Annotated in this window: 21 protein-coding genes; 4 read left to right on the top strand and 17 right to left on the bottom strand. The window is 70.4% G+C overall.

Going from position 1 to position 26862, the window contains the following annotated elements:
- Positions 1 to 38 precede the first annotated feature (38 nt).
- The 12 genes from BIU96_RS13395 to BIU96_RS13445 all read right to left on the bottom strand — a co-directional run bounded on the left by BIU96_RS13395 (position 39) and on the right by BIU96_RS13445 (position 14397).
- Entirely contained in the window at positions 39 to 1238 is a 1200-nt protein-coding gene (locus BIU96_RS13395) for an ABC transporter permease (RefSeq protein ID WP_071293107.1), read from the bottom strand.
- Positions 1235 to 1981, bottom strand: coding sequence for an ABC transporter ATP-binding protein (locus BIU96_RS13400; RefSeq protein WP_071293108.1), 747 nt, complete (start codon positions 1979 to 1981; stop codon positions 1235 to 1237). Before BIU96_RS13400 ends, BIU96_RS13395 begins: the two co-directional genes overlap by 4 nt.
- Positions 1978 to 3039 carry a peptidoglycan-binding protein gene (locus BIU96_RS13405; RefSeq protein ID WP_071293109.1) on the bottom strand — a complete coding sequence of 354 codons (1062 nt, stop codon included), beginning with the start codon at positions 3037 to 3039 and terminating at the stop codon, positions 1978 to 1980. The genes BIU96_RS13400 and BIU96_RS13405 overlap by 4 nt, the downstream gene beginning before the upstream one ends.
- A 145-nt stretch (positions 3040 to 3184) precedes the next feature.
- Entirely contained in the window at positions 3185 to 4411 is a 1227-nt protein-coding gene (locus tag BIU96_RS13410; protein ID WP_071293110.1) for a HAMP domain-containing sensor histidine kinase, read from the bottom strand.
- Positions 4412 to 4416: 5 nt separating this feature from the next.
- Entirely contained in the window at positions 4417 to 5061 is a 645-nt protein-coding gene (locus BIU96_RS13415) for a response regulator transcription factor (RefSeq protein ID WP_071293111.1), read from the bottom strand.
- A 22-nt stretch (positions 5062 to 5083) separates the two neighbouring features.
- A complete protein-coding gene (locus BIU96_RS20420) occupies positions 5084 to 5206 on the bottom strand; it encodes a hypothetical protein (RefSeq protein ID WP_302847729.1) in 123 nt (40 codons plus the stop codon).
- Positions 5207 to 5260: 54 nt separating this feature from the next.
- The gene (locus tag BIU96_RS13420; protein ID WP_071293112.1) at positions 5261 to 5815 is read right to left on the bottom strand and encodes a DUF2231 domain-containing protein; all 555 of its coding nucleotides are present in this window, start codon (positions 5813 to 5815) and stop codon (positions 5261 to 5263) included.
- An 83-nt stretch (positions 5816 to 5898) separates the two neighbouring features.
- Positions 5899 to 8067 carry an ATP-dependent Clp protease ATP-binding subunit gene (locus tag BIU96_RS13425; RefSeq protein WP_083402907.1) on the bottom strand — a complete coding sequence of 723 codons (2169 nt, stop codon included), beginning with the start codon at positions 8065 to 8067 and terminating at the stop codon, positions 5899 to 5901.
- A gap of 58 nt (positions 8068 to 8125) precedes the next feature.
- Positions 8126 to 9547: an MFS transporter gene (locus tag BIU96_RS13430; protein WP_071293113.1), complete on the bottom strand. Its 1422-nt coding sequence runs from the start codon at positions 9545 to 9547 to the stop codon at positions 8126 to 8128.
- Between the two features lie 164 nt (positions 9548 to 9711).
- Positions 9712 to 9990 (bottom strand): twin-arginine translocase TatA/TatE family subunit, encoded by a 279-nt coding sequence (gene tatA / locus BIU96_RS13435; protein WP_071293281.1) that lies wholly within the window; start codon positions 9988 to 9990, stop codon positions 9712 to 9714.
- Positions 9991 to 10138: 148 nt separating this feature from the next.
- A complete protein-coding gene (locus tag BIU96_RS13440; protein WP_071293282.1) occupies positions 10139 to 11608 on the bottom strand; it encodes a sugar transferase in 1470 nt (489 codons plus the stop codon).
- A 119-nt stretch (positions 11609 to 11727) separates the two neighbouring features.
- Entirely contained in the window at positions 11728 to 14397 is a 2670-nt protein-coding gene (locus tag BIU96_RS13445) for a glycoside hydrolase family 2 protein (protein WP_071293114.1), read from the bottom strand.
- A gap of 233 nt (positions 14398 to 14630) precedes the next feature.
- On the opposite strand from BIU96_RS13445, the gene BIU96_RS13450 reads away from it, so the two are divergent.
- Together BIU96_RS13450 and BIU96_RS13455 are read left to right on the top strand one after the other, a co-directional pair.
- Entirely contained in the window at positions 14631 to 15038 is a 408-nt protein-coding gene (locus tag BIU96_RS13450) for a pilus assembly protein CpaE (RefSeq protein WP_071293115.1), read from the top strand.
- Positions 15039 to 15130: 92 nt separating this feature from the next.
- Positions 15131 to 15961, top strand: coding sequence for an aldo/keto reductase (locus tag BIU96_RS13455; protein ID WP_071293116.1), 831 nt, complete (start codon positions 15131 to 15133; stop codon positions 15959 to 15961).
- A 45-nt stretch (positions 15962 to 16006) separates the two neighbouring features.
- Here BIU96_RS13455 and BIU96_RS13460 read toward each other — a convergent pair whose 3' ends face one another.
- From BIU96_RS13460 to dnaK, 5 genes are all read right to left on the bottom strand, one after another.
- Positions 16007 to 17152 carry a class I SAM-dependent methyltransferase gene (locus tag BIU96_RS13460; protein WP_071293117.1) on the bottom strand — a complete coding sequence of 382 codons (1146 nt, stop codon included), beginning with the start codon at positions 17150 to 17152 and terminating at the stop codon, positions 16007 to 16009.
- A gap of 67 nt (positions 17153 to 17219) precedes the next feature.
- The gene (locus tag BIU96_RS13465) at positions 17220 to 17630 is read right to left on the bottom strand and encodes a MerR family transcriptional regulator (RefSeq protein ID WP_071293283.1); all 411 of its coding nucleotides are present in this window, start codon (positions 17628 to 17630) and stop codon (positions 17220 to 17222) included.
- A 126-nt stretch (positions 17631 to 17756) separates the two neighbouring features.
- The gene (locus tag BIU96_RS13470; RefSeq protein ID WP_071293118.1) at positions 17757 to 18764 is read right to left on the bottom strand and encodes a DnaJ C-terminal domain-containing protein; all 1008 of its coding nucleotides are present in this window, start codon (positions 18762 to 18764) and stop codon (positions 17757 to 17759) included.
- A gap of 23 nt (positions 18765 to 18787) precedes the next feature.
- On the bottom strand, positions 18788 to 19417 hold the full coding sequence (locus BIU96_RS13475) for a nucleotide exchange factor GrpE (protein WP_071293119.1): 630 nt from the start codon (positions 19415 to 19417) through the stop codon (positions 18788 to 18790).
- A gap of 2 nt (positions 19418 to 19419) precedes the next feature.
- Positions 19420 to 21288 carry a molecular chaperone DnaK gene (gene dnaK, locus BIU96_RS13480; RefSeq protein ID WP_071293120.1) on the bottom strand — a complete coding sequence of 623 codons (1869 nt, stop codon included), beginning with the start codon at positions 21286 to 21288 and terminating at the stop codon, positions 19420 to 19422.
- Between the two features lie 238 nt (positions 21289 to 21526).
- Between dnaK and BIU96_RS13490 the strand changes: the two genes are divergently transcribed.
- Together BIU96_RS13490 and BIU96_RS13495 are read left to right on the top strand one after the other, a co-directional pair.
- Entirely contained in the window at positions 21527 to 25312 is a 3786-nt protein-coding gene (locus tag BIU96_RS13490; protein ID WP_139200038.1) for a hypothetical protein, read from the top strand.
- Positions 25313 to 25436: 124 nt separating this feature from the next.
- Positions 25437 to 26855 (top strand): polysaccharide biosynthesis tyrosine autokinase, encoded by a 1419-nt coding sequence (locus BIU96_RS13495; protein ID WP_175477556.1) that lies wholly within the window; start codon positions 25437 to 25439, stop codon positions 26853 to 26855.
- Positions 26856 to 26862: the final 7 nt, after the last annotated feature.

Here is a 26862-nt window from a genome sequence, read left to right on the forward strand (position 1 = left end):
CGCGCCTCCAGGCGGTCACCCCCACTGCGCGACGCGACTCACACAGCAGCCAGTGCGGAGGTCGGTGGGATGCGCGCGGCGCGCGCCGCCGGGTAGAGGCCGGACACCCCACCGATGACCACCGTCGCACCGAGCCCGCCGGCGACGGCCCGGAGCGGGATCGCGACCGGCCACCCCTGCCCGAGCGCGAACACGACCGTCACGCCGACACCGATGACGACCCCCGCGATCCCGCCGAGGAACGACAGCAGCAGTGACTCGACCAGGAACTGGTCGCGGATGTTCCGTCGGCGTGCTCCGAGCGCGCGGCGCACCCCGACCTCCGCACGACGTTCGAGCACCGTGATCACCATCGTGTTCGCGACGCCGATGCCGCCGACCAGCAGTGCCACCCCGCCGATCCCGACGAGCAGCCCCGTGAACGAGTCGTCCGTGGCGTTCTTCGCGGCGAGGGCGTCGGACGGTCGGGTGACACCGACGTCCTGCGGCGATCCCGGCCGGATGCCCGCCGCGAGCACCGTGCGCGCCTGCGCGACCCGCTCCGGATCGACCCGTGCGTACACCGCCGTCGGTGCCCCGTCGAAGCCGAGCCGCTCGGCCAGGCTCCGGGGCACGAACACCTGGTTGTCCAGGTCCCCGGCGAGCTGGATCGACCGCAGCACGCCGACGACCTGGATCCAGCGACCGTCCATCCAGACGCGCGTCTGAGCGCCGGCCCGTTCGATCCCCAGGGCTCGGGCGGCGTCGGCACCGAGCACGACCTGTTCCGGTGCCCCTACCGAGTCGTCGATCCACCGGCCGGACGCGAGTTCGCCGCCGAGGACCGCGGGCACGTCGCCCCACGCCGCCATCACGCCGATCCCCTTCGTCTCGGGGGCCGGGACGAACTCGTTGCGGTAGACGGCGGCGTCGTCCACCGAGCCCACCGCGGCGGCGGTCTGCACGTCGTCCTGCCGCAGCGCGGACTCGAGCGCGGTGGACGGCAGCGGCGGGGTGTCGCCGAACCCCTGCGCCTTCGTGGCCGTCAGCACGTTCGTCCCGAGCGCGTCGAGCACCTGGTCGAGCTTCGCCTTGCTCGAGGACGAGATGCCGACGACGGCGATCATCGCCGCGATGCCGATCGCGATCCCCAGTGCCGAGAGCACGACCCGCCCCGGCCGTGTGCGGAGCCCGAACACCCCGAGCCGGAGGAGGTCCGCGCCACCGAGCCGAGCACGGACCGCGCGTTCCCCGCTCACCGTCCACCGCCGATCGCCGCGGCGAGCGCCGCCGCCGTCACCGGGGCCGCACGCGGACCGTCCGCGTGCGCAGCAGCCGAGTCGTCCTCCACGAGCCCGTCGCGCATCCGGACCCGGCGCGGCAGCGACGCGGCGAGTTCGAGGTCGTGCGTGATCACGAGCACCGTGGTGCCGGCGTCGTTGAGCTCCCGGAGGAGGGCCAGGATCGCGGCGCCCGATGCCGAGTCGAGCGCGCCGGTCGGCTCGTCGGCGAGCAGGATCGTCGGGTCGCCGACGATCGCCCGCGCGATGGCGACACGCTGCTTCTCGCCACCCGAGAGCTGGTTCGGGAGGTGCCCGACCCGGTGACCGAGTCCGACTCGGCCGAGGGCGTGGACCGCACGACGGTGGCGCTCCCGGCGACCGGTGCCGGCGTAGAGGAGCCCGTCCGCGACGTTCTCCGCCGCGGTGGCCCCGGCCTGCAGGTGGAAGTGCTGGAACACGAACCCGATGTGCTCGGCGCGGAGCAGGGAGAGCGCGTCGTCCGACATGGTGGCGACGTCGTTGCCGGCGATCGTCACGGTGCCGTCGGTGGGGCGGTCGAGCGTGCCGACGATGTTGAGCATCGTGGACTTGCCGGAGCCGGACGGGCCGACGACGGCGACGAGCTCGCCGGCGGTCACGTCGAGCGTCACGCCGCGGAGCGCCCCGACGTCGCCGTAGGTCTTCGTGACGTCGCGGAGCGACAGGACGGCCCGGCTCATCCCGGCACCACCACTCGGTCGCCCTCGGACACGTGGCCCGAGACCGCGATCCGGCCGTCGGCGGCCAGCCCCGGTCTGACGGCGACCCGCTTCGTGGTGCCGTCCCGCCGTACGACGTCGACCGCGTAGCCGCCGTCGCCGGTGGCGACCAACGCCGCGACCGGCACGGAGAGCACGTCCTGCTCGGAGGCACCCGCGGCCTCGATCTGGGCGGATGCGGCCGCGGGCAGCTCGCGGTCGCCGGGGTCGAACGACACCGACACGTCGACCTTCGACGCGGCGTCCTCGCCCGCACTCGGCTGCACGTCCGTGACCTCGCCGGCCGTCGCCGCACCGGCCCCGTTGACCCGGACCCGCACCGACGTCCCGACGGCGAGCCGCTCGGCGTCCCGCTGCGGGACCGTCGCGAGGACGATCCGCTTCGTGCCCGTCACGGACAGCACGTCCCCGGAGGCGCGCTGCCCGAGCCTGCCGTCGACCGTCGCCACACGGACGTCGCCGGGGACGAACGCGACGTCCGCCGCGGTCAGCACGCCGGTGACCTCGTGCCCGCGGTCCCGCTGCCACTGCCGCACGGCGCGCTGGGTCCGGGGACCGAACGTGTCGTCCTGGGCCACGTCGTACCCGAGCGCCGCGAGGTTCTCGTTGAGCTGCCGGACGTCGGTGCCCCGCTGGCCTCGCTCCAGCGACCGCCAGAGCGGGACCGTCCCGTGCATCGCCCGGACGCCGCGCTCGTCGACGGCGTACAGGAACTCGTCGCGGTGGATCACCTGACCGGGCTCGGGCAGCCAGGTGAGCGTCCCGGGTGCCGCCCCGGGCACACCGCTCGGGATCCCGTAGCCCAGGACGCCGGAGAACACCTTCGAGTCGGTCAGCGCACCCGACGTCACGACCGATATGTGCCGTCCGCTCCCCGTGGTCTCCGCCGCCGTCTCCGCCGCGGCCGACGACGCCGACCCCTGCGGCGCGAGGACGGACCACGTGCCCACACCGGCGGCGAGGACGGCGAGCAGGCAGACGCCGGCCGTCAGGGTCCGGCGTCGCGCCCGGGCGCTCATCGCCCGACCGCCGATCCGAGCTGCGGCGAGTGCGCGGTCCGGACGAGCGGACCGGTCCGGGTGGAGGGTGACACGGTGGTGGGGGTGTGGTTCTGCATGTCCCCAGCACACCGCTCGGCCTGTTTCGCCTCCCGCACGCGCCGCGTTACCCCGACGAAACGTCGACGCGCAGGCCCCCACCGGCACGCGAGACGACCTCGAGCCGCCAGCCGTGTGCCTGCACGATGGAGGCGACGATCGACAGCCCGAGTCCGCTGTGCCGACCGGTGGACGGGGCTCCCGGGCAGCGTCGGAACGGCTCGACCAGGAGCGCCGCCACGTCCTCCGGCACCACGGGGCCGGAGTTCTCCACCGAGAACCCGTCCGCCCTGGTGTCCACGCGGACGAACCCGCCCGGGTGGTTGTACTCGACGGCGTTGCCGACCAGGTTGACGAACAGTTGGCGGACGAGCGTCGGCTCGCCCGTGATCGCGGGACTGCCTGGAGGCGCGGGGCTGCCGTCGAGCGAGAGCGACACGCCCGCCTCGTCTGCGCGTCCGGCGGCTCCCGCAACGATCTCGCCGGCGAGCCAGGCGAAGTCGATCGGAGTCCCGACGCCCGCGAGCCCGCGGTCCGCCTCGGCGAGCACGAGCAACGAGTCGACCAGGTGTTCCGTCCGTCGGTTCTGTTCGAGGAGCTCGTCGCGCACGCTCCGCACGTCGACGGGGTCGGCGGCGTCGTGGAGTCCGATCTGCACCGCTGCGCGCTGGACGGCGAGCGGCGTCCGCAACTCGTGGGAGGCCTGCGCCACGAACCGTCGCTGGCTCTCGAACGCGGTCTGCAGCCGGTCGAGCAGGTCGTCGACGGTGCCGGACAGTCGTCGGAGCTCGTCGTCGGGGCCGTCGAGGGCGATGCGCTCGTGGAGGTTCGACGCACTGATCCGGTTCGCCGTCGCCGTGATCCGGTCGATGGGGCGGAGCATCCGTCGGCTGACGAGCCACCCCACCCCGCCGGCGACGATGCCGGCGCCGGCGATGCCGATCGCGGACCACTGCCACTGCTGGTCGGCGACGACGCGGGCGACGGTCCCGTCCGGATCGGCGGCCCCGGCGCGACCAAGAAGGTCCGCGGCCCCGGCGTCACCCGGAAGGTCCGCGGCCCCGGCGCGGCCCGGACGCGTCTCGGTGGCAGCAGGCGGAACGGTCGCGGAGAACGACGGTCGACCGCTCAACCCGTCGAGTTCGGTGGAGGCACCGAGCGCCACGCCGATCCCGGCCTGGGACATCAGGTTCGAGAAGACGACCACGCCGGCGGCGAGGACCATCGCCGCGAACGCGAACACCAGCGCCGTCCGGCTCCGGATGCTCCAGGTCCGCGACCGGACCGGGTTCACAACGCTTAGCCCGTGCCCGGCACCGTCCGGATCGGATCCGGTTCGCCGAGCTTCCGCCGGAGCTTCGACATCGTGACCCGCACGGCAGCGGTGAACGGGTCGATGTTCATGTCCCAGACCTTCTCGAGCAGTTCCTCCGCGGACACGATGCGTCCGTCGGCGCGGAGCAGGGTCTCGAGGACGCCGAGCTCCTTCGACGTGAGGTCGAGCGGTCGGCCGTCCCGGGTCGCCATCCGCCGGTTGGTGTCGACGACGATCCCGGCACGCTCGAGGACCGGAGCGACGGGGGCGACACTGCGTCGGCCGAGCGCGCGGACCCGTGCGACGAGCTCCGGGTACTCGAACGGCTTGGCGAGGTAGTCGTCCGCGCCGAGCTCGAGGCCGTTCACCCGATCGGTCAGCGTGGTCGCCGCCGTGAGCATGATGATCCGGGTGAGGCTGCCTCGTGCTGCGAGCCCGCGGGCGACCTCGTCGCCGTGCAGCCCCGGTACGTCACGGTCGAGCACGACGACGTCGTAGTCGTTCACGGCGAGGAGCTCGTCGGCGTGGTCCCCGCGGTACGCCACGTCGACCGCCATGTCCTGCCGCGTCAGACCCCGCGCGACGAGGTCCGCCAGGGCGATCTCGTCGTCCACCACCAGTACTCGCATGCATGTATTGCATACCAGATGTCTAAGAGACGGCTGGGTCCACACGGACGACGCCGGCCGCTTCGTCGAGGCGGATCACGAACTCGACGCCGCCGGATCCCGGGACGACGGCGAGCGGGACGGTTTCGGTGCTGAGGTGGTCCATGCCCCGAGTCTCGGGGCACGGGTGTTTCGCCGCCGTAACCCCGAGGGTGGTGCCTCAGGCGTCGAAGGGGACCTCACCGCTGCGGCTGACACCCGCACGCTGCCGGTACGCCAGGTGTCCGCCGAGGTATCCCCCGACCCCCACGACCGCGAGTCCCGCGTACCCGAGGAGCTTGCCGGCGCCGTGGTTCCCGCGCTTCCGCTGCATCCACGACAGGCCGTACAGCGAGATGCCCACCCAGTTGACGGCCTGGTGCACCCAGCCGGTGCGGAGCTGCTCACGGTCGAGTTCTGACCAGTCGACGTACCCGGCGACGGTCGCGCTGCCGGAGGACACGAGCCCCACACCGACGAGGGTCTTCGCGGCCTTCGCGTTGCCCTTGCCGCCGATCGTGTCGAGCACGGCGGCCGAGATCCACGCACCGAGCGGCACCTGCACCATCAGCGGGTGCAGCGGGTGCCCGAACGGCACGCCGTGCAGCAGCTGTCGCAGCGCCTTCGGCTTCGCGAGGGCGTTGACGACGGACCGGTCGATGTCGACCGCCTTGTCGAGCACGCTCGCGTGTTCGACGGACTCGGTGAGGCGACGGATCAGGGGCAGCTCAGGCATGCCCTGGACAGTAGGCCTGGAGGCGGTGCACCGGTCCCAGGGATGGGTGCACCGCCTCCAGGCAGTGCCGTTCAGGGCGTCCGCTACTCCTCGACGATCTCCGCCAGTTCGAACGGTTCGACCGTCAGCTCGTCGCCGCCTGCGGCGACGTCGACGCGGACGGTGTCACCGTCGCGCACCTCACCGGACAGGATCGCGCGGGCCAGCCGGTCGTCGATCTGCCGCTGCATGAGCCGGCGGAGCGGGCGCGCGCCGTACACCGGGTCGTACCCGCGCTCGGCGAGCCAGCTCCGGGCGTCCGGCGTGACCGCCAGCTCCAGCCGACGGTCGGTCAGGCGGCGTGCGAGACGGTCGACGTAGAGGGAGACGATCTGGCCGAGGTCCTCCTCCGTCAGCGCCTGGAACACCACGATGTCGTCGAGCCGGTTGATGAACTCCGGCCGGAACGCCTGCTGCACCAGCTCGCGGACGGCCTCTTCGCGCTGGACGTCACTCAGGGACTGGTCGGTCATGAACTGCGAACCGAGGTTCGACGTCAGGATCAGGATGGTGTTCCGGAAGTCGACCGTCCGGCCCTGCCCGTCGGTCAGGCGCCCGTCGTCGAGCACCTGCAGCAGCACGTCGAAGACCTCGGGGTGCGCCTTCTCGATCTCGTCCAGCAGGACCACGGAGTACGGGCGACGGCGGACGGTCTCGGTGAGCTGCCCACCGGCCTCGTAGCCGACGTACCCGGGCGGGGCGCCGATGAGCCGCGCGACCGAGTGCTTCTCGCCGTACTCGCTCATGTCGATGCGGACGAGGGCCTTCTCGTCGTCGAACAGGAACTCGGCGAGCGCCTTGGCCAGCTCGGTCTTGCCGACACCGGTGGGGCCGAGGAACAGGAACGAGCCCGTCGGACGGTCCGGGTCGGAGATGCCGGCGCGGGTGCGACGGACGGCCTCGGACACGGTCGACACCGCGGTGCGCTGCCCGATGATCCGGCGACCGAGCTCGTTCTCGAGGTGCAGGAGCTTCTCGGTCTCACCCTGCAGCAGCCGCCCGAGCGGGATGCCCGTCCACTGCGCGATCACGGCGGCGATGTCCTCGTCGGTGACGCTGTCGTTCACCATCCGGTCGGCGGACTCGGCCTGCTCGGCGGCGGCGAGCTCGGCCTCGATGCGCGGCTTCTCGCTGTACTCGATCCGCGAGACGAGCTCGTAGTCGGCCTCACGCTGGGCACGCTGCGACCGCATGTTGAGCTCGTCGAGCTGCTGCTTGAGCTCGCCGATCCGGTTCAGGCTCGCGCGCTCGGCCTGCCAGCGCTGCTCGAGCTCGCCGAGTCGTTCCTCGCGCGTGTGCAGTTCGTTCCGCAGGGTCTCGAGACGGGCCTTCGAGGCGTCGTCCTTCTCCTGCTTGAGCGCGAACTCCTCGACGCGCAGGCGGTCGACGTTCCGCTTCAGCTCGTCGATCTCGACCGGGCTGGAGTCGATCTCCATGCGGAGCCGGCTGGCGGCCTCGTCGATGAGGTCGATGGCCTTGTCGGGCAGCTGGCGGCCGGAGATGTACCGGTTCGACAGGCTCGACGCGGCGACGAGCGCGGAGTCGTTGATCGTCACCTTGTGGTGCGCCTCGTAGCGCTCCTTCAGGCCGCGGAGGATCGCCACGGTGTCCTCGACGCTCGGCTCGCCGACGAAGACCTGCTGGAAGCGTCGTTCGAGGGCGGCGTCCTTCTCGATGTACTCGCGGTACTCGTCGAGCGTCGTCGCCCCGATGAGCCGCAGTTCGCCGCGCGCCAGCATCGGCTTGAGCATGTTCGACGCCGCGACGGAGCCCTCGCCGCCACCCGCGCCCATGAGCGTGTGCAGCTCGTCGATGAACGTGATGACCTGCCCGTCGGAGTCGTTGATCTCCTTGAGCACGGCCTTGAGCCGCTCCTCGAACTCGCCGCGGTACTTCGCGCCGGCGATGAGCGCGGACATGTCGAGCGACACGAGGCGCTTGTCCTTGAGGGAGTCGGCGACGTCGCCCGCGATGATGCGCTGGGCGAGTCCCTCGACGACGGCGGTCTTGCCGACGCCGGGTTCCCCGATGAGCACGGGGTTGTTCTTGGTGCGGCGCGTCAGCACCTGGCTGACGCGCCGGATCTCGGCGTCGCGACCGATCACCGGGTCGAGCTTGCCGCTGCGGGCGATCTCGGTGAGGTCGACGCCGTATTGCTCGAGGGCGGTCTTCTGTCGCTCTTGCGAGTCAGGAGCGCCCTGGAGGTTCGCCATGCGTTCCGTCCTTTCGTTGCGATGGTCGTTCGGCTGGTTGAGCCAGCCTGACTCAAGTTTACCGCGCGAGGGGCTGTTCCGTCTTCGGATTCCGGATCCCGACGGCGCTGACCGCCGCTCCCGCCACCAGGAGCAGCGCCATCACCACCATGGCCCGGTGCAGTCCGTCCACGCTCACCGCTCCCCCGAGGAGGACCCCCGCCAGCGCCACCGTCACCAGGCCGGCGATGCGTGCCACCGCGTTGTTGACCGCCGAACCCGACCCCGCTTCGGACTGCGGGACGGACCCCAGCACGGCACTCGTCAGCGGCGTCACCATGACCGAGATCCCCGCTCCGATGAGGACCAGCCCGGGCAGCACCGACCACCAGTACCCCGCCGGGTCGCTGCCCGCGAAGAGGAGCAGGAGCGCCCCGACCGCACCGATCGCGGGGCCGGCAGCCATGAACCACCGCGGACCGTACTTGCCGGCGAGGGACCCGACCGTCGTGGACAGCAGCAGGAGCATCACGGTCGGCGGCAGCGTCGCGAGACCCGCGAGCCAGGCCGGGTAGTGCCAGACCTCCTGCAGGAACAGCGTCACCACGAAGAACACCATGCCGAGCGCGCCGTAGATCGACAGCGTCGCGAGGTTGCCGACCGCGAAGTTCCGCGCCCGGAACAGCTCGAGCGGCACCAGCGGGCCACCCGACGTCCGTGTGACGTGGAGCTCCCACGGCACGAACGCCGCCAGGGCCACGGCACCGATCACGAGCGCAGCCACCACGACCGGCGATCCCCATCCCAGCCGCTCCTGCTCGATGAGCCCGAGCACCGCGCCACCGACGCCCACCACGGCGAGGACCGCACCGACGACGTCCACCTTCGCTCGCGGCCCGACCCGCACCTCGGCCTGGATGCGCCGCACGAGCGGGATCGTCACCGCGATCGGGATCGCCGTCAGCACGAAGATCCACCGCCAGCCGATGCCGTCCACGATCAGGCCGCCGACGACCGGGCCGAGGATCGTCGCCGCGCTCGACCACGCCGTCCAGGTGCCGATCGCCTTCGCCTGCGCCGCCCCGCGGAACGCCGCGACGATGAGTGCCAGCGCGCTCGGGGTCACCAGCGCACCGCCGACACCCTGGAACGCCCGCGCGACGATGAGGACCTCGCCCGTGGGTGCGATCGCGCACGCGACGGAGGCGATCCCGAAGACCACCAGCCCCCACGTGATGATCCGCACCCGGCCGAACAGGTCGGACAGACTGCCGGCGACGAGGATGAGCGACCCGAGCGTCACCAGGTACGCGTCGACGGTCCACTGCTGCACGACGAGTCCACCGCCGAGCTCGTCGCGGATCGCCGGCAGCGCGACGTTCACCACGCTCGAGTCGAGCCCCACCACGAACGACGACAGGATCGCCACCACCAGCACGACCCGCCGGTCGTCACGGAGGGGTGCGGTGGCGGCCGGGTGCGCCGCGGGCGGAGTGGTCATGCGCTCATCCTCCGCCCTCGCGGGTCGCGGCGCCTGTCCCTGCCGCTCCCCCGCACGCGGCCCATCGGCACGACGGGCCCGCATGCCGAAGCCCCCGCGACCGAGTGGTCGCGGGGGCTGCCGACAGGACGGGGCTGGGTGTCCTGGATCGCGGGTGCTGCTGCCTAGTTCCGGGAGTCGGAGTTGGGCTGCACCGAGGGGCCGGGGTTCACGACCGGCTGCGCCACGGGAGCGGCGGGCTCGGCCGCGGTGTTGTTGACGGTCGTGTTCGTCGGGCCGTCAGCGTTCTTGGCCTTCTTCTCGTCGTCGCTCATCTCCTTCTTGAAGATGTTGATCGACTGACCGAGGCCCTTGGCGAGCGCCGGGAGCTTGGTCGCACCGAACAGCAGGATGACGATCCCGAGGATGACCAGCAGGTGAATCCCACCGAGGTTTCCGAGCATCATGACTCCTTGAATCTGGATCTGGTCGCCGTCTCCGAGTCACCGTCGACGCGTGCGGCGGAAGTCCGTCGTCCCACCATCGTAACTCGCACTCCCCGGGAATCACAGGCCGACCCCCGGACGGACACCGTTCGCCCAGGCTGGCGGGTCAGTAGGCGCCGCGGGAACGCAGGACGGACGGGATCGTCCGCGCGAGGATCACGACGTCGTGGGCGAAGGACCAGTTCTCGACGTAGTGCAGGTCGAGCCGGACGCCGTCGACCCAGTCGAGGTCCGATCGACCGCTGACCTGCCAGAGGCCGGTGATGCCCGGGGTCACGAGCAGCCGACGGTCGGCGAAGTCCTCGTAGAGGGCGACCTCACGCGGGAGCGCCGGGCGGGGACCGACCAGGCTCATCGACCCGGTCAGGACGTTCCACAGCTGCGGCAGTTCGTCGAGCGACGTGCGGCGCAGGAAGGACCCGACGCGCGTCACCCGCGGGTCGTCCTTCATCTTGAAGAGCGGCCCCGAGCCCTCGTTCGCCTGGTCGAGCGCCGCGACGCGGGCTTCGGCATCGGTGCACATGGTCCGGAACTTGAGGATCGAGAACTCCTGGCCGCCGCGACCGACGCGCGTCTGGCGGAAGAAGACCGGGCCGTGGTCGTCCGCGCGGATGACCAGTGCGATGACGGCGAACACCGGCGCGAGCAGCAGCAGGCCGAGCCCGGCGCCGAGCACGTCGAGGGCCCGCTTGCCGATGCGGCGCCGGTAGTCCGGCGTCTCCACGTGCATCAGCGGCAGCCCGTCGACGGGGCGCTCGTGCACACGGCCAGCCGCGATGTCGGCCAGGGGCGAGGACACGACCAGCTCGACGCCGTGTTCCTCGAGCTGCCAGCCGAGGCGCCGCAGCCGCTCGTGGCCGCCGCGGACCGCACCCGCGACGACGACCGCCGAGACGCCCTGGGTCCGGGCGAGGTCCAGCACGTCGTCGATGCCGCCCACCACCGGGACCACGGCCCCGTCGAGGTCGAGTTCCGCGCCGGTCGGCGCGCAGTCCGTCACCACGGCGCACACCCGGTACCCGGCGGTGGGCGTCGCTGCGATGCGGCGCCCGACGTAGCGGACGTCGTCGGCGTCACCGACGAGCAGGACTTCCTGCAGCCGTTCACCCCGGGCACGCCGACGGACGAGCGCGGTCCGGAGTGCCTTGCGCCCGATCGCGAGGAACAGCAGCCCGAGCGGGAACGCGATGGCGACGTACCCGCGGGCGATGTCGACGTTCGTGCCGTAGGCGATGACCGCCACGGCCGCACCGGTCAGGAGGCTGGCGGTCAGCAGTCGTCGGTACTCGTCGCCGCCGACACCGGTGATCCTCGGGTCACGGGTACGGAACAGCGAGAGCAGCGTCATCCAGACCACCACGATCGCGGGGGCGACGACGAACTCGACCCATCCGGCGTCGACCGAGCCCCGCGAGAGCTCCGACGGGAACCGGAGCACGTGCGCGACGGTGAACGCCACGAGCAGCAGTGCGAGGTCGAGCACCGTCGTCACGGGTGGCGACGACGCTCGGCGCGGCTTCCGCCCCACGGTGGCCGGCGTGTCGGGTGCGATCGTGGTGCGGAGCGCGAGTGACATCGAACGGTCCTCCTGTCGGCCACCGGCGCGACGGGAGGTCGACCGGACGCCCCACACAGTCGGGGGAAACGCGACTGCGCGGGGCGTCCTACGAATATATCACCCTGGAACTCTGGATATCAATGGTCGAGCGCCTCGTCGAGCGTCGAGATCACGGGTGCCTGACGGAGTGCGGGCACGTCCGCCTCGGTCACGCCGCGCAGCCGGAACGACACGGTCTCGCCGGGCAGCAGGGTCATGAACCCGCGGTCGACGGTGCCGGTCGGAGCGACCCGGTCGGGCTGGACGAGCAGGTCGCGCACCAGTCCCTCGGCCTCGACGACGAGCTGCAGCCCGTCGTCGCCCACCGGCGTGAACGACGTCCGGTAGCGCGCCGGCTCCCACCGCATGTCCTTGTCCGGCGCCGGGGTCCACACCGCTCGGCGCCAGTCCATGTCGGCCACGATCAGCTCGTTCGTGGGGTCGTCCACCACGCCGACCGACTCGGGCAGCGCCACGACGGCGACGCCCGCCGCCGACAGGTGCACCGGCAGCGTGACCTCTGCGAGCACGGTGCCGGCGAGGGTGATCCGCCGCACGCGCACCACGCTGTCGTGTCCGGTCCGGGTGGAGCGGACGGCGACCTCGATCGGCGAGTGGCCGAACGCGCCGGGCGACACCCCGAGCGACAGCGTGTCCGCCAGGTCGCCCAGCTCGGCCGTCTCGGCGACGGGGGCGGTCGGCGCTGGGCGATCCGCGCCTCCAGGCCCGTCCGTCCCACCAGCCGGAGCCGACGCTGCGGGCGTGCCCACCGGACGGATCGTCAGCAGCACGTCGTCGTAGAGCCGGCGCAGCTCGTGCGCCAACGGCTTGAGGCGCCCCGCCGAGTCGATCGCCGACCACGACGACACCGGCCACAGGTCGTTGAGCTGCCACACGATCACACCGGTGTTGCGCGGCCAGTGCGTCCGCCAGTGCTCGACGCCGGTCGCGATCGCGCGCGTCTGCTGGAGCTGGGTGAGGTAGAGCCACGCGTCGAACGCGGCGGGGTCGACGGCGCCGAACCGGGGCTCGAGCCCGCGGGCGAGCTTGCCCATCCCGTCCGCCGCCTTCTGGTGGTGCACCACGCCGGGCGAGTCCACGCGGAGCGGCTCGTCGGCGACCGCGTCACGCAGCGTCCGCCACGCGGGCGGCGCCTGCCAGCCGAACTCGGACACGAACCTGGGGACCGACGAACGGTAGTGCTCGTCGGACAGCCGGTTCCAGACGTCCCACGAGTGGTGCGTCTCGTGGTCGACGTCGTTGGCGGCGAGCGCCTCGTCGCCCGACCAGGGCGACGCCACCGTGTAGAACCGCGACGGGTCCACCGCGTCGACGATCGTCGGCAGCAGGTCGAGGTAGTAGTCGAGGCCCCAGCCGCGGTCGCCGAGCTCCTCGCCCCAGCCGTCCGCGTCGTGCAGCCAGATGTTCTCGTTGTTGCCGTTCCAGAGCACCAGCGAGGGGTGCCGGGACAGCCGGGCGACGTTGTCGCGCGCCTCGGCGATGACCTCGCTGCGGATCGGCTCGCCCTCGGGGTAGGCCGAGCAGGCGAATGGGAAGTCCTGCCAGACGAGCAGGCCGAGCTCGTCGCAGACGTCGTAGAAGTCGTTCGACTCGTAGACCCCGCCGCCCCAGACCCGCACGAGGTTGACGTTGAGGTCGGCGGCGGCCGCCAGGCGGGACTGCACCCGCGCACGGTCGACCCGCGACACGATCACGTCGTCCGGGATCCAGTTCACGCCGCGGACGTCGATCGGGGTGCCGTTGACGTGGATCGTGAAGGGCTTGCCGACCGCGTCCGAGGTCGTGTCGACCCGGGTCGACCGGAAGCCGGTGCGGAAGGCCTCGCGGTCGAGCACCTCGCCGTCGACGGTCTGCAGCTCGACGACCACGTCGTAGCGCGCCTGCTCGCCGTAGCCCCGCGGCCACCAGCGCTGCACGTCGGGCACGCGGACGGTGACCACCGTCTCGTCGTCCTTCGGCGTGAGCTGCGCGCGGGACCGCTGCCGGGTCGCCGTCCCCTCGGCGGTGTGTCCGCTGACGGTGACGACCAGCACGAGGTCGTCGTCCTCGCCGTCCTGGTCGAGGTCGTTCATCCCCGAGCGCTCGACCGTGAGGTGCGCGTCGAGCACGCCCTCGCCGGCCTCGACGTCGACCAGCGGCCGCACGTCGCGCAGGCGGGCGGTGGACCAGCGCTCGATCGCGACCGGACGCCACGGCCCGCTCGTCACCGCCGTCAGTCCCCAGTCCCAGCCGAAGTTCGACGCCATCTTCCGGATGTACGGGAAGGGCTCGTCGTAGGGGCCCGGCATGGACCCGGCCTTCGCAGCCACCCGTCCGGCTTCACGGTAGGGCGACTCGAACAGGAGCTCGAGCGTCTTGCTCCCCCGGCCGACGCCGCCGGTCTGGTCGCGGGCGTCGAAGCGGTAGCGACGGTGCATGTTGCGGGTCGTGCCGACGACGACGCCGTCCAGGCTCAGTTCCGCGACCGTGTCGAGGCCGTCGCACACCAGGTCGACGCGCTCGAAGCCCCGCGGGTCGACGTCCACGGTGCGCTGGTACGACCAGTCCGCGCGTCCGACCCACTTGGCGGCGTCCTCGTTGCGGTCGAACGTCGGGTCGGCCAGCAGCCCCTCGCGCTCCAGGTCGGTGTGCACCTGCCCGGGGACCGTCGCCGGGATCGCCCGGCCTGCGACGCCGTCCGGCGCACCGGTCCCTCCGACCATGCTCACGGTCCAGTCGTCGCGGAGTTCCTCGCGTTCGAGGGTCATGCGGGTCCTTCTCTTCGGCGGACGGAGGTGGTGTCCGCCGCGGTCGGGACGCCGGCCGGCTGCCCGCCTCGGGGCCGGTTCGGGCGGCCTGGAGGCGCGACACCGGTTGGCCGGGCGTCGTCGCGTCGCGCGCGCGGACGCTGGTGCGGCCGCGCGTAGGGGTGCTCGGCGATGCTAGTACGGCTTGCCCTCTGCAACGTCTGAGTCCCGCGTTCCGTGGCAGTGTGGGTGGGGTGATCGCTCCCGCACTCGCCCGTTCCCTCCGCGCGGCTGGGCTCCGCTGGCACCCCACCACCGGCGACCGGTTCGTCATCGACAAGCCCGGCGTCGACGACGACGTCTACACCGTGTCCGAGATGACCGTCGAACGGCACGACTACCCGTCCGGCACCGTGCTGGGCTTCAACGGCACCACCGAGTGGGCGCTCGACTCGGTCGAGGCGTCCGAGTCGCTCTGGCTGCCGCGCGAGGACCAGCTGCGCGAGCTGCTCGGGCCGGCGTTCGTGTCGCTCGAGGCGTCCGGGTCGTCGTTCGTGGTGACGGCGACCATCTCCGGCGCCCCGCAGACCTTCTCGGAGCCGGTCGCCGCCGATGCGTACGGGCAGGCTCTGCTCGCGTACATCGGCGCCGCGCTGGCCTGAGCGGCGACGCCGGTCGCAAGGTTCCGCGTCTCGGCGCGCCCGGCTGGGTGTTTCCGGAATGCCTCCTGGGGGGCCTTTGGTTGCATGGCAGCATGACCGTTCCGAACATCACCCTGAACGACGGCAAGACCATCCCGCAGCTCGGCTTCGGTGTCTTCCAGATCGACCCCTCCGAGACGAAGGCCGCGACGCTCGCGGCGCTCGAGGTCGGCTACCGCCACATCGACACCGCCGAGATGTACGGCAACGAGAAAGAGGTGGGCGAGGCCATCGCGGAGTCCGGCATCGACCGTTCCGAGATCTTCGTGACCTCGAAGCTCAACAACGGCTTCCACGACCCCGAACTCGCGCTGGAGAACGGCAAGAAGTCGGCGGAGCTGCTCGGCGGCTACACCGACCTGTTCCTCATCCACTGGCCGCTCCCCACCGTGTCGGACTTCGTCCCCACGTGGAAGGCCCTCGAGGACCTGTACCACGCCGGCACCTCCCGCTCGATCGGCGTCTCGAACTTCCAGGCGCACCACCTCCGCCGCCTGATCTCGGAGACGACCATCACGCCGGCCGTCAACCAGATCGAGGTGCACCCGTACCTCACGCAGGACGAGCTCCGCGCGGTGGACTCCGAGCTCGGCATCGCGACCGAGGCCTGGTCCCCGATCGCGCAGGGCCTCGTGCTCGACGACGAGACCATCACCCGCATCGCCTCGGCGCACGGCAAGAGCCCGGCGCAGGTCGTGCTCCGCTGGCACATCCAGCGCGGCGACATCGTGTTCCCGAAGTCGGTGACCCGTGCCCGCGTCGAGGAGAACTTCGCGATCTTCGACTTCGAGCTCTCGGGCGAGGACATGACGGACATCAGCACGCTCGACAAGGGCCACCGGACGGGTCCGGACCCGGACACGTTCGACTACGTCCCGGCGTAGTCACTGGTTGTCGAAGGGCGGTCGCATTGCGCGGCCGCCCTTTCGTCATGCCCGGCGGGAAGCCGTGACGGTGAACCGGTCGGTCCGGGTGACCTGCCGCGTCGGCCCGACCACCTTCTCGAGCACCGGCCGGTAGCGCAGGTGCGAGTTCCAGACGCACCACAGTTCGCCACCGGACTGGAGGATCGTGGCCGCGTTCCGGAACATCGCCTCGGCCGCGTCGGTGCTCACGGTGGTGTCCGCGTGGAACGGCGGGTTGCAGAGGACCAGTTGCGCGGAGCCCTCGTCGAGCTCGTCGCCCGCGTCGCTCCGCACCGTGGTCACCCGGTCCCCCACGCCGTTCAGGTCGGCCGTCGCCCGCGTGCTCGCCACCGCGGTCCACGCCACGTCCGTCGCGACGACCTTGATCGTCGATCGACGCCGGGCGATCTCGGTCGCGATCACGCCGTTGCCGGACCCCAGGTCGACGGCGACCCGCGCCGTCGGCACCGCGTCGTCCATGACGCCGAGCAGCACGCGCGTCCCCAGGTCCAGCGACGTCCCGGCGAACACACCGCCGTGCGCGGCGATCGTCATGCCGAGTTCGTCGTTGTGCACGACCCGCGGCCACGGCGACGTGATCGCGGCACGGTTCGCCGTCGCGGTCAGCGGGTCCTGCGCGATGAGCAGCCGTGACTTGCCCCGGCCGCGTGACGCGGTCACCTCGCCGAAGGACCGTCGCAGCACGTCGTTCTGCGACAGCGTCATGAACTTCGTCCGACCGCCGCAGAGCAGGACGACGTCGGGAGCGGCGAACCGAGCGACGGCGCGGGCGATCTCGTCGAGCCGGTCGTGCGACTTCGAGAGTCGGAGCAGGACGAGTCGGGCATCGCGGAAGGCTGCCTCGTAGGAGTCCGGGTGGTGGAAGCCGCGGCGTCCGAAGGTGCCCGCGTTCGCCTCGAGTGCGCGTTCCCCGACGAGGGAGTCCTGCACCACGCGGACGTCGGCCGCCCCGTGCAGCGCCAGCACCCCCAGGGTGATCACGCCGTGCACGTCGTCCACGACCGCGACCGCGCCGGGCTGGCGGAGCGCGTCGCCGTGGACGTTCGGCGCTTCGTCGAGGATGAACCGGTCGGTGCCGTCGATCGCGACGAGGTCGGGGCCGGCGTCGGACCGGCGGCGGAAGAGGTCGGCGAAGTCGAACGGTGGCACCGGTGCAGCGTAGCCGTTCGCGGCTGTCCGGGCCGTCGAACCGCGCTCCAGCCAGGACGGCGCGGGGTCAGCGCGGCCCGCGGTACAGCACGATCTGGGTGTTCCGCTGCGGCCGGGAGCCCGCCTTCAGCGAGATCGCCGCTCCGGTCGCCGTCGCCGCGAACACCCGCGCGCCCGGCCGGTTGATGAGCTGGTCGGCCAACGCCGTCTCGAGCTCCCGCACACGGTCGCGCAGTTCCTTGTTCTCGTTCTCGAGTTCGAGCACGCGCCGGATCCCCTCCAGCGACACCCCCTCGGACCCGAGGCGCGCGATCTCGCGCAGCTGCGCGATGTCGCGCATCGAGTACCGGCGGGACCCGCCGCGGGTCCGGCCAGGCACGACCAGGCCGAGCCGGTCGTACTGCCGCAGCGTCTGCGGGTGCATCTCCGCGAGCTCCGCCGCCACCGCGATCGCGAAGACGGGCGAGTTCTCGTCCATGTCGGTCATGGCCAGTTCCTTTCCGTCGTCCGCGTGGATTGCAAACCAGCCTGGAGGCTCGGCGAGCGTCCGTCAGGAAGCCGCGCCGTTCCTCCAGGCTGGGTCTACTGCTGTTCTTCCGTGGTCCTAGCTGCGCGCCTTGGCGAGGAGGTCCTCGCGGGGATCCTCGTCCGGCAGTGCGGCCGCGAGCGCCTCGACGGCCTCGCGTGCCTTGTCGGACAGGTGCGACGGCACCGCGACCTGGACGGTGGCGAGCAGGTCGCCCGTCCCGTTCTTCGTCGTGACGCCGCGACCCTTCACCCGGAGAACTCGACCCGACGGCGTGCCGGGAGCGACCTTCAACTTGACGGGCTCGCCGCCGAGCGTCGGGACCTGGATCGTCGCGCCGAGTGCTGCCTCCACGAACGTCACGGGGACGTCCAGGCGGAGGTTCTGCCCGTCGCGCTCGAACACCGGGTGCTTCCGGACGGTGACGGTGACCACGAGGTCGCCGGACTCGCCGCCGTCGGGCGACGGTTCCCCACGCCCTCGGAGCCGGATCTTCTGGCCGTCGGCGACGCCCGCGGGGATGCGGACGTTCACCGGGCGGCCGTTGCCCTGCGAGAGCTTGACCGTGTCACCGGTGATGGCCGTCGTGAAGTCGAGCGTCGTCGTCGCGGTGACGTCGCGCCCCTTCGTCGGACCACCGAAGCCGCGGTAGCCGCCGGAGGGCTGGCCGAAGCCACCACCCGCGCCGCCACCGAACATCCCGCCGAGGATGTCCTCGAAGCCGCCGGCTCCGCCGCCGCCCTGGCCGAAGCGGACGCGTTGCCCGCCGCCCTGCTGGCCGAACATGCCGCCGAAGACGTCCTCGAAGCCACCGCCCTGGCCTCCGCCGCCCGCCGTGAAGCGAGCGCCGGAGCCCATGGCGCGGACCTGGTCGTACTCCTGGCGCTGCTCCTTGTCGGAGAGCACCGAGTACGCCTCGCTGATCTCCTTGAAGCGGTTCTCGGCCGAAGCGTCACCCGGGTTGGAGTCCGGGTGGAACTGCCGCGCGAGCTTCCGGTAGGTCTTCTTCAGCTCAGCGTCACTCGCCGTCTTGTCGACGCCGAGGACCTTGTAGAAGTCCTTGTCGAACCAGTCCTGACTGGCCATGAATCCCTACCTCCTCCCTGCGCTCAGGCCGGGACCGCCACCGCGACCTTGGCCGCGCGGAGCACGCGCTCGCCGAGCTTGTAGCCCGGCTCGACGACGTCCGCCACGGTCTGGCCGGTGGCGCCCGGGGTCGGGAGCTGCACGATCGCCTCGTGGATGTTCGGGTCGAAGGCCTCGCCCTTCTCGCCGATCTGCACGAGCTTGAACTTGTCGAAGCCGCCGCGGATCTTCTGGCCGATGACCTGCATGGGGCCTTCGGCCAGATCGCCGTGGGCCTCGGCGCGGGTCAGGTCGTCGAGCGCCGGCAGGAGTGCACGCACCACTTCGGCGATGGCGACCTCGCGGTTGGCCTCGCGGTCGCGCTCGACGCGCTTCCGGAAGTTCACCAGCTCCGCCTGCGCACGGAGCATGTCCGCGCGCATCTCGGCGACGAGGTCACGGTCGGCCGTGGACAGCTTGTCCTCGGCCATCCCGCGAGCCGCATCCGCGAGCAGCGCCTCGTCCTCCGGGGAGAGGTCGTTCGCCGCGTCGGTCGGTACCTCGACGTCGGGGCCCTCGGCCTCGATCAGGTCCTCCGGCTGCTCGGCGTTGGTGGCGTCACCCTCGACCTGGGGTTCGTCCTCGTTGGGGACGTTGTCCTTGGGGTCCGTCATCGTTACTTCTTGTCCTTGTCGTCCTCGTCGTCCACGACCTCGGCGTCGACGATGTCCTCGTCGTCCGCCTGCGCCTGACCGTCGGCGGAGGGCTGCTCGCCACCGGCCGCAGCGCCCGCGTCCTGCTGGGAGTAGATCGCCTGGCCGAGCTTGCCCTGCGACTCGTTGAGCTTGTCGAAGGCCGTCTTCACGGCGTCCTCGTCCTCGCCCGCGAGCGCGGACTTCAGCGCGTCGACGTCGGCCTGCACCTCGGACTTGACGTCCGCGGGGAGCTTCTCGTCGTTCTCCTTGATGAGCTTCTCGATCGAGTAGACGAGCTGCTCGGCCTGGTTGCGACGCTCGTTCGCCTCACGACGGGCCTTGTCCTCGGCGGCGTGCTCCTCGGCTTCGCGGACCATGCGCTCGATGTCCTCCTTCGGCAGCGACGAGCCGCCGGAGATGACCATCGACTGCTCCTTGCCGGTGCCCTTGTCCTTCGCGGACACGTGCACGATGCCGTTGGCGTCGATGTCGAAGGTGACCTCGACCTGCGGGACGCCACGGGGAGCCGGCGCGATGCCGGTGAGCTCGAACGTGCCGAGCGGCTTGTTGTCGCGGGTGAACTCGCGCTCGCCCTGGAAGACCTGGATCGCGACCGACGGCTGGTTGTCGTCGGCGGTCGTGAAGGTCTCGCTGCGCTTGGTCGGGATCGCGGTGTTGCGGTCGATGAGCTTCGTCATCAGCCCGCCCTTGGTCTCGATGCCGAGCGAGAGCGGCGTGACGTCGATGAGCAGGACGTCCTTGCGCTCACCCTTCAGCACACCGGCCTGCAGTGCGGCACCGACGGCGACGACCTCGTCCGGGTTGACGCCCTGGTTCGGCGACTTGCCACCGGTCAGCGACTTGACGACCTCGGCCACGGCGGGCATACGGGTCGAGCCACCGACGAGGACCACGTGCGCGATGTCGTTGACGGACACGCCCGCTTCCTTGATGACGTCGTTGAAGGGCTTCTTCGTGCGGTCGAGCAGGTCGGAGGTCATCTGCTCGAACTGGGCGCGCGAGATGGTCTCGTCGAGGTTGAGCGGGCCCTCGGCGGTGAGCGTCAGGTACGGGAGCTGGATGTTCGCCGACATCTGCGACGACAGCTCCTTCTTGGCCTGCTCAGCCGCTTCCTTCAGGCGCTGCTTGGCGATCTTGTCCGTGGACAGGTCGACGCCGTGCTCGTCCTTGAACTTCTTGATCAGGTAGTCGACGATGCGCTGGTCCCAGTCGTCACCACCGAGGCGGTTGTCGCCGGAGGTCGCACGGACCTGGATCGTCGAGAAGTCGTCGTCCTTGCCCACCTCGAGCAGGGAGACGTCGAACGTGCCGCCACCGAGGTCGAAGACCAGGATGAGCTCGTCTTCCTTGCCCTTGTCGAGGCCGTACGCCAGCGCGGCCGCGGTCGGCTCGTTGATGATGCGGAGGACGTTGAGGCCGGCGATCTCACCGGCGTCCTTCGTGGCCTGGCGCTCGGCGTCGTTGAAGTACGCCGGCACGGTGATGACCGCGTCGGTGACGTCTTCACCGAGGTACTGCTCGGCGTCGCGCTTGAGCTTGCCGAGGGTGCGGGCCGAGATCTCCTGCGGCGTGTACTTCTTGCCGTCGATCTCGGTCGTCCAGTCGGTGCCGACGTGGCGCTTGACGCTCGCGATGGTGCGGTCGACGTTCGTGACCGCCTGGCGCTTCGCGGTCTCGCCGACCAGGACCTCGCCGTCCTTGGTGAACGCGACGATCGACGGCGTGGTGCGCATGCCCTCGGCGTTCGCGATGACGGTGGGCTCGCCACCCTCGAGAACGCTGACGACCGAGTTGGTGGTTCCGAGGTCGATGCCTACTGCACGTCCCATGTGTGGGTGCTCCTTCTGTCGTTGCTGTGGTGCTGAAGTCTGCCGGACTTGCGTCCGATGGACTCAACTCTACTCCGGACAGGAGGCGCGTCAAGTTCCGGAGCCGAAAGTTGCGTCGGAGAGGCGCAAGTTGGTACCACGACCTCGAGCACGACTCTCGGTTGCTATTTTTTATTTCAGATGCGAATATTGAAACTCCTGCTCCGTTCTTCGTTGGAGCTTCACAGAGAGACCTCACATGTCACGTACACGCATCCCGAAGGCGATCGGGGCCACGGCACTGGCCGCGGCAACGATCGTCTCCGGCCTGTCCTTCGGTCCCGCAGCCATCGCCGCCCCCGCTCCCAAGGCATCCACGAGCGACACCTTCCAAGCAAAGGTCGTCATCTCGGACGGCTCGACCTGGTCCGGCCTCCTCAGCACCAACGAACGGCTGAACCTCGGGTCGGGAATCGGCAGCCTCAGAGCAGCGATGGGCACCCCAGCCTCCACCAACCTCAACGCCTCGGTAGCGGCTGCATCGCTCGTGACGCTCCCGAAGCCCGGCACACGAGGCGTCATCTCGGCGGACAATGGCGCGGTCTGCCTCCTTCCGGCAACCGTGACGGTCCCGAACGGCGTGACCATCAACACCCCGAACTGGTACCAGGGCGATGAGTGCCGCACTCCGGAGGGGCCGGGGGACGACTTCTTCTTGTGGACGGTCACGAGCGACGGCATCATCAAGAACGTCGGGACGGGGACGGGGCTGAACAGGGCAACGCCGTACGCCTTCTCCGCTGCCGGCTCCGGAACCCCGGCGACCGGTGATCCGGCGTTCGAGGACCAGATCCGCACGCTCACTGCGAAGGTGGATGGGTCGGTTGATTTCGCGAGCCGGTCTGCGAAGGTGGTCGGTACCGCGGCAGCGAACAGTGTCGTGAAGGTGAACAACACGCTCGATGTCGCCGTGGGCGCGGACGGGAAGTGGTCCACCACGGTCACGGGCCTGAAGTTTGGTGACAACGCGTTCACGTTCGATGAGTACCGCGACGGCGCGAAGACCTCCACGGTCAAGCTGAACGTTCCGCTCACTGCAGACGCCATCCCGCTGGTTGCGGTGTCGGGTGCTTCCCGGTACGCGGACGCGGACGGCAAGAACCACTACACGTACACCATCACGGGTGTCCCGAAAGCGACGGTGCAGCACGGTACGCCGGGCGGCACGTGGTACGAGCTCGGCACGATCGGCGCGTCGGGCACGACGACGTTCACCTCGGATCGGGGCGTGAACTCGGGCACGTTCGAGTTCCGTCAGCTCGTTGACGGGAACGCGTCGGCGAAGACGTCCTACAACATGAGTTCCGCGACCGTCGCGCTACCGAAGATCGAGGTGACCAAGGTCGTCCGGCAGAAGAACTCCGCCGGCACGTGGGTCTACAAGTACACCGTCAAGGGCCTTGCCGGAGCGACCGTGGAGAACGGCGCGCCGAGCCAGCCGTGGGGCTCGATCGGGACGATCGGGTCGACCGGGACCAGCACGCTGGAGACCACCAGCGGTGCGCTGTCGGGTAACTACGAGTTCCGTCAGGTCCTCAACAACCAGTCCTCGGGCAAGACGATCGTCGACATGAGCACCGCGACCGAGGCGCTCGGCCCGGTCTCGGTGACGAAGATCGAACGCATCGAGACCGCGTCCGGGAACTCCTACAAGTACACCGTCACCGGCGCCGCAGGCGCCACCGTGCAGAACGGTTCCCCCTCCGGCGCCTGGGGCGATGTCGGTGAGATCGGCACCAGCGGCACAACGACCTTCACCACCACCCGTGGTGCGGTCTCGGGCAAGTACGAGTTCCGGCAGGTCCTCGGCACGGCCACGTCCGCGAAGACGACCGTCGACATGGGCGACGCCGTCGTCACCGTCGAGGCACCGAAGGTCACCCGCATCGTGCGGCAGGTCGACGAGTCGGGCACGAAGTACGTCTACACCATCCAGGGTGTCGCCGACGCTGAGGTGCAAAACGGTGCACCCAACGGCGGGTGGAGCGGCATCGGCAAGCTGGACGGCAACGGCCGGGGCACGTTCACCACCACCCGCGGCGCCACGTCGGGCAACTACGACTTCCGACAGGTGTCCGGCTCCGCGGTCTCGGCCAAGACGGTCGTCGACATGAGCACCGCCACCGTCGAGCTCAGCAAGGTCGCCATCACCAGCGCCTCGAGCTACACCGCAGCGGACGGCAGCACCCGCTACGTGTACGAGGTCACCGGCATTCCCGGTGCAACGGTTGAGAACACCACCCCGATCGGGATGATGTTCGAATCGATCGGCATGATCGGTACCGACGGCACCGCCGTCATCGACACCGACCGCGGCGCCACGTCGGGCACCTACAACTTCCGCCAGACCCTGCACGACGCCGCGTCCGATCCCACCACTGTCAACATGTCCGACGTTGTCGAGCAGCACGAACTCACCGTCGCAGCGACCGGCCCCGCCGACGAGGACGCCCGCACCGTCGAGGTCGAGGGCACCGCCGTGCCGAAGTCCACGGTCCACGTCGGCCAGCAGCAGTTCACCACGAACGCCAAGGGAAAGTGGACCGGCACGGTGAAGAACCTCGCCGCCGGCTCCAACGACCTCACCTTCACGATGGTCATCAACGACATCGAGCGGAAGTCCGTGAACCTCACGGTCGATCTCAGCGCGCCGGTCGTGGATCCGGCGGGTTCGGTGTCGTTCGACGAGGACGTTTCGAAGAGGGCCACGGTCTCGGGTACGGGCGCTGACGGCGCGACGATCAAGCTGTTCGACGACGCCACCGACAAGCAGATCGGCACCGCGCAGGTCGCCGGTGGGACGTGGCGGACCACGATCGACGCGATCGGCGTGGGCTCGCACACCATCCGCATCGAGCAGACCGGTATCGACGGCACCCAGACCGCGATGACCACGGCCGACTTCGGCCAGGCCGCGACGATCACCTCCCCGGCTCCGGGGAAGGTCACCCCGGGCATGGTCACCGTCTCCGGCAACGGCCAGGACGGCGCCGCGATCGCGGTGAAGGCCGGCGGCAAGACGGTGAACACCACCGTCCAGAACGGCACGTTCTCCGCGCAGATCGAGATCCCGGGCTCCACCGACCCCGCTACGATCACCGTCGAGCAGCACTCCAAGGGCAACCTGCGCACCACCACGACCGTCCAGGTCACCGGTGAAGGTGCCCAGCAGCTCGTTCCGGTCACGATCACCAGCCCGAGCACCTACGTCAACGGCAAGGCCATCGAGGTCACCGGCACCGCGTCCCCCTACGCCACCGTCGACATCTCGACCCAGTGGAACACCATCAAGACCGTCACCGCCGACAAGGACGGCAACTGGTCCTTCTGGCGCGGCTTCGGTCCCGACGTGCTCTACACCCTCACCGCCAAGCAGACGCTGACCGACGGGCAGACCTCCACCTCCCCCGCGGTCACCCTCAGCCCCGAGGGCAGCAACTTCAACGCACCGGTCGCCATCACCGGACCGTCTGACGGGCTCTACAACCCGTCCAGCGGCGGCAACCGGGTCACCGGCACCGCGGCGTCCAACGCCACCGTCGAGATCAGCTCCCAGTGGGGCGCGATCAAGACCGTGAAGGCCGACGCCATGGGCAAGTGGGAGTTCTACCGCGGCTTCGGCCCGGACGCTGTCTACAAGCTCACCGCGAAGCAGACCCGCGTCGACGGCACGAGCAGCACCTCCGCCGTGTTCACCCTCTCCCCTGCCGCGTCCCAGATCTCGCCCGTCGTGATCACCGGACCGACCGAGGGCTACCAGCCCACCGGCGCCACCCACGTCACCGGCACCGCCAGCTCCAACGCAACCGTCGTGATCAAGCACCAGTGGGGCACCGCGGCAACGGTCACGGCCAACGCCAACGGCAAGTGGGAGTTCTACCGCGGCTTCGGACCCGACGTCACCTACACCCTGACCGCGGAACAGACCCGCACCGACGGCACCACCACCACCTCCACCCCCTTCACCCTCACCCCCAAGAAGTAACACCCACCACCAACACCGCCGGACAGGGCGCCCACACCACCCAGGTGCGGGCGCCCTGCCCTTGTCGCATATGCAAGCATGTGATATATTTATCACACACGCCCGACGCGACCAAGGGAAACCCGTGACTCTTCTCGATTTCTTGCACCTCGTCCAGCGCTCCTGGCGAAGCCTGGTGGTCATCGTCATCCTCGGCATCACGGCGGGGATCGCCGTGACGGTCGCCGTTCCTCCGCTCTACCAAGCACAGTCCGAGCTCTTCGTCTCCGTGCTCGCCCGGGGTGACGACACCTCGCAGGTCGTCCAGGGGAGCAGCGCCGCGCAACAGAAGGTGACGTCGTACGTCGAGGTGGTCCGTAGTGCCAGCGTTCTCCAGCCCGTGATCGAGGAGCTGCACCTCGACACCGATGTGGAGTCTCTGGCGGACCGCATCTCGGCAACGTCGCCGGCGAACAGCGTCCTGATCGACATCTCCGTCCTCGATGAGCAGCCGCGGCGGGCCGAGCGCATCGCGGCTGCGGTGTCCCAGAGCCTGGCGCACGTCGTCACGACGGAACTTGAGCGACCGTCAGAAGGTGGCCCCTCGCTCGTCGGTATCAAGGTGATCCAGCCGCCCGCGCTCCCGAAGACCGCGGCGTCACCGAACCTCGCCAAGAACCTCGCTCTCGGCGTGGTGGGCGGGCTCGCGCTCGGAGTCGCTTTCGTGCTCCTCCGACACCTGCTCGACAACCGGGTGCGATCACGGGAAGACGTGGAGTCGGTCACGTCCACCCCGATCCTCGGCGACATCGCGCTCGATCCCGCAGCGAAGGCGTCGTCACTCATCGTGCAGACGGACCCACGCAATCCCGGGGCCGAAGCCTTCCGAGCACTCCGTACGAACGTCCAGTTCGTCGACCTCGGCGGCACACGACGCGCGTTCACCATCACGTCGGCGCTCCCGTCCGAGGGCAAGTCGACGACCGCGGCGAACCTCGCGCTCGCGCTCGCCGAGACCGGGGCGAAGGTCGCCCTCGTGGACGCCGATCTGCGACGACCGCGCATCGCCGACATGCTCGGGGTCGAGGGATCGGTCGGGCTCACCGACCTCCTGATCGGGCACGCCGAGCTCGACGACGTCCTCGTCCCGTGGGGGCTCGGAGGACTCCGCGTCCTCCCGTCCGGCAGCATCCCACCGAACCCGAGCGAGCTCCTCGCAAGCGAGGCGATGTTGCAGCTCGTCGAGTCACTCACCCGCGACCACGACGCAGTGATCATCGATGCTCCTCCGCTGCTGCCTGTGACCGACGCAGCGATCCTGAGTCGACTCACCAACGGCGCGCTCGTCGTGTCAGCGGCCGGCCGCGCGACCCGGCCGCAACTCCGGAGCGCCCTCGAGACCCTCGACAACATCGGTGGCCGCGCGCTGGGCATCGTGCTCACCATGCGGCGACGGAAGGACCGCGCAGCAGGCGCGTACTACGCCTACTCGGGTGACGCTCCGAGGCACATCTCCACCGACGCACCCGACCGAGGCCGTCGCGCCGCAGACGAACCAGCGTGACCGAGCG

Origin of the sequence: Curtobacterium sp. MCBA15_008 (genome assembly GCF_001865065.1) — a bacterium.
In the GTDB taxonomy this organism is placed as follows: domain Bacteria; phylum Actinomycetota; class Actinomycetes; order Actinomycetales; family Microbacteriaceae; genus Curtobacterium.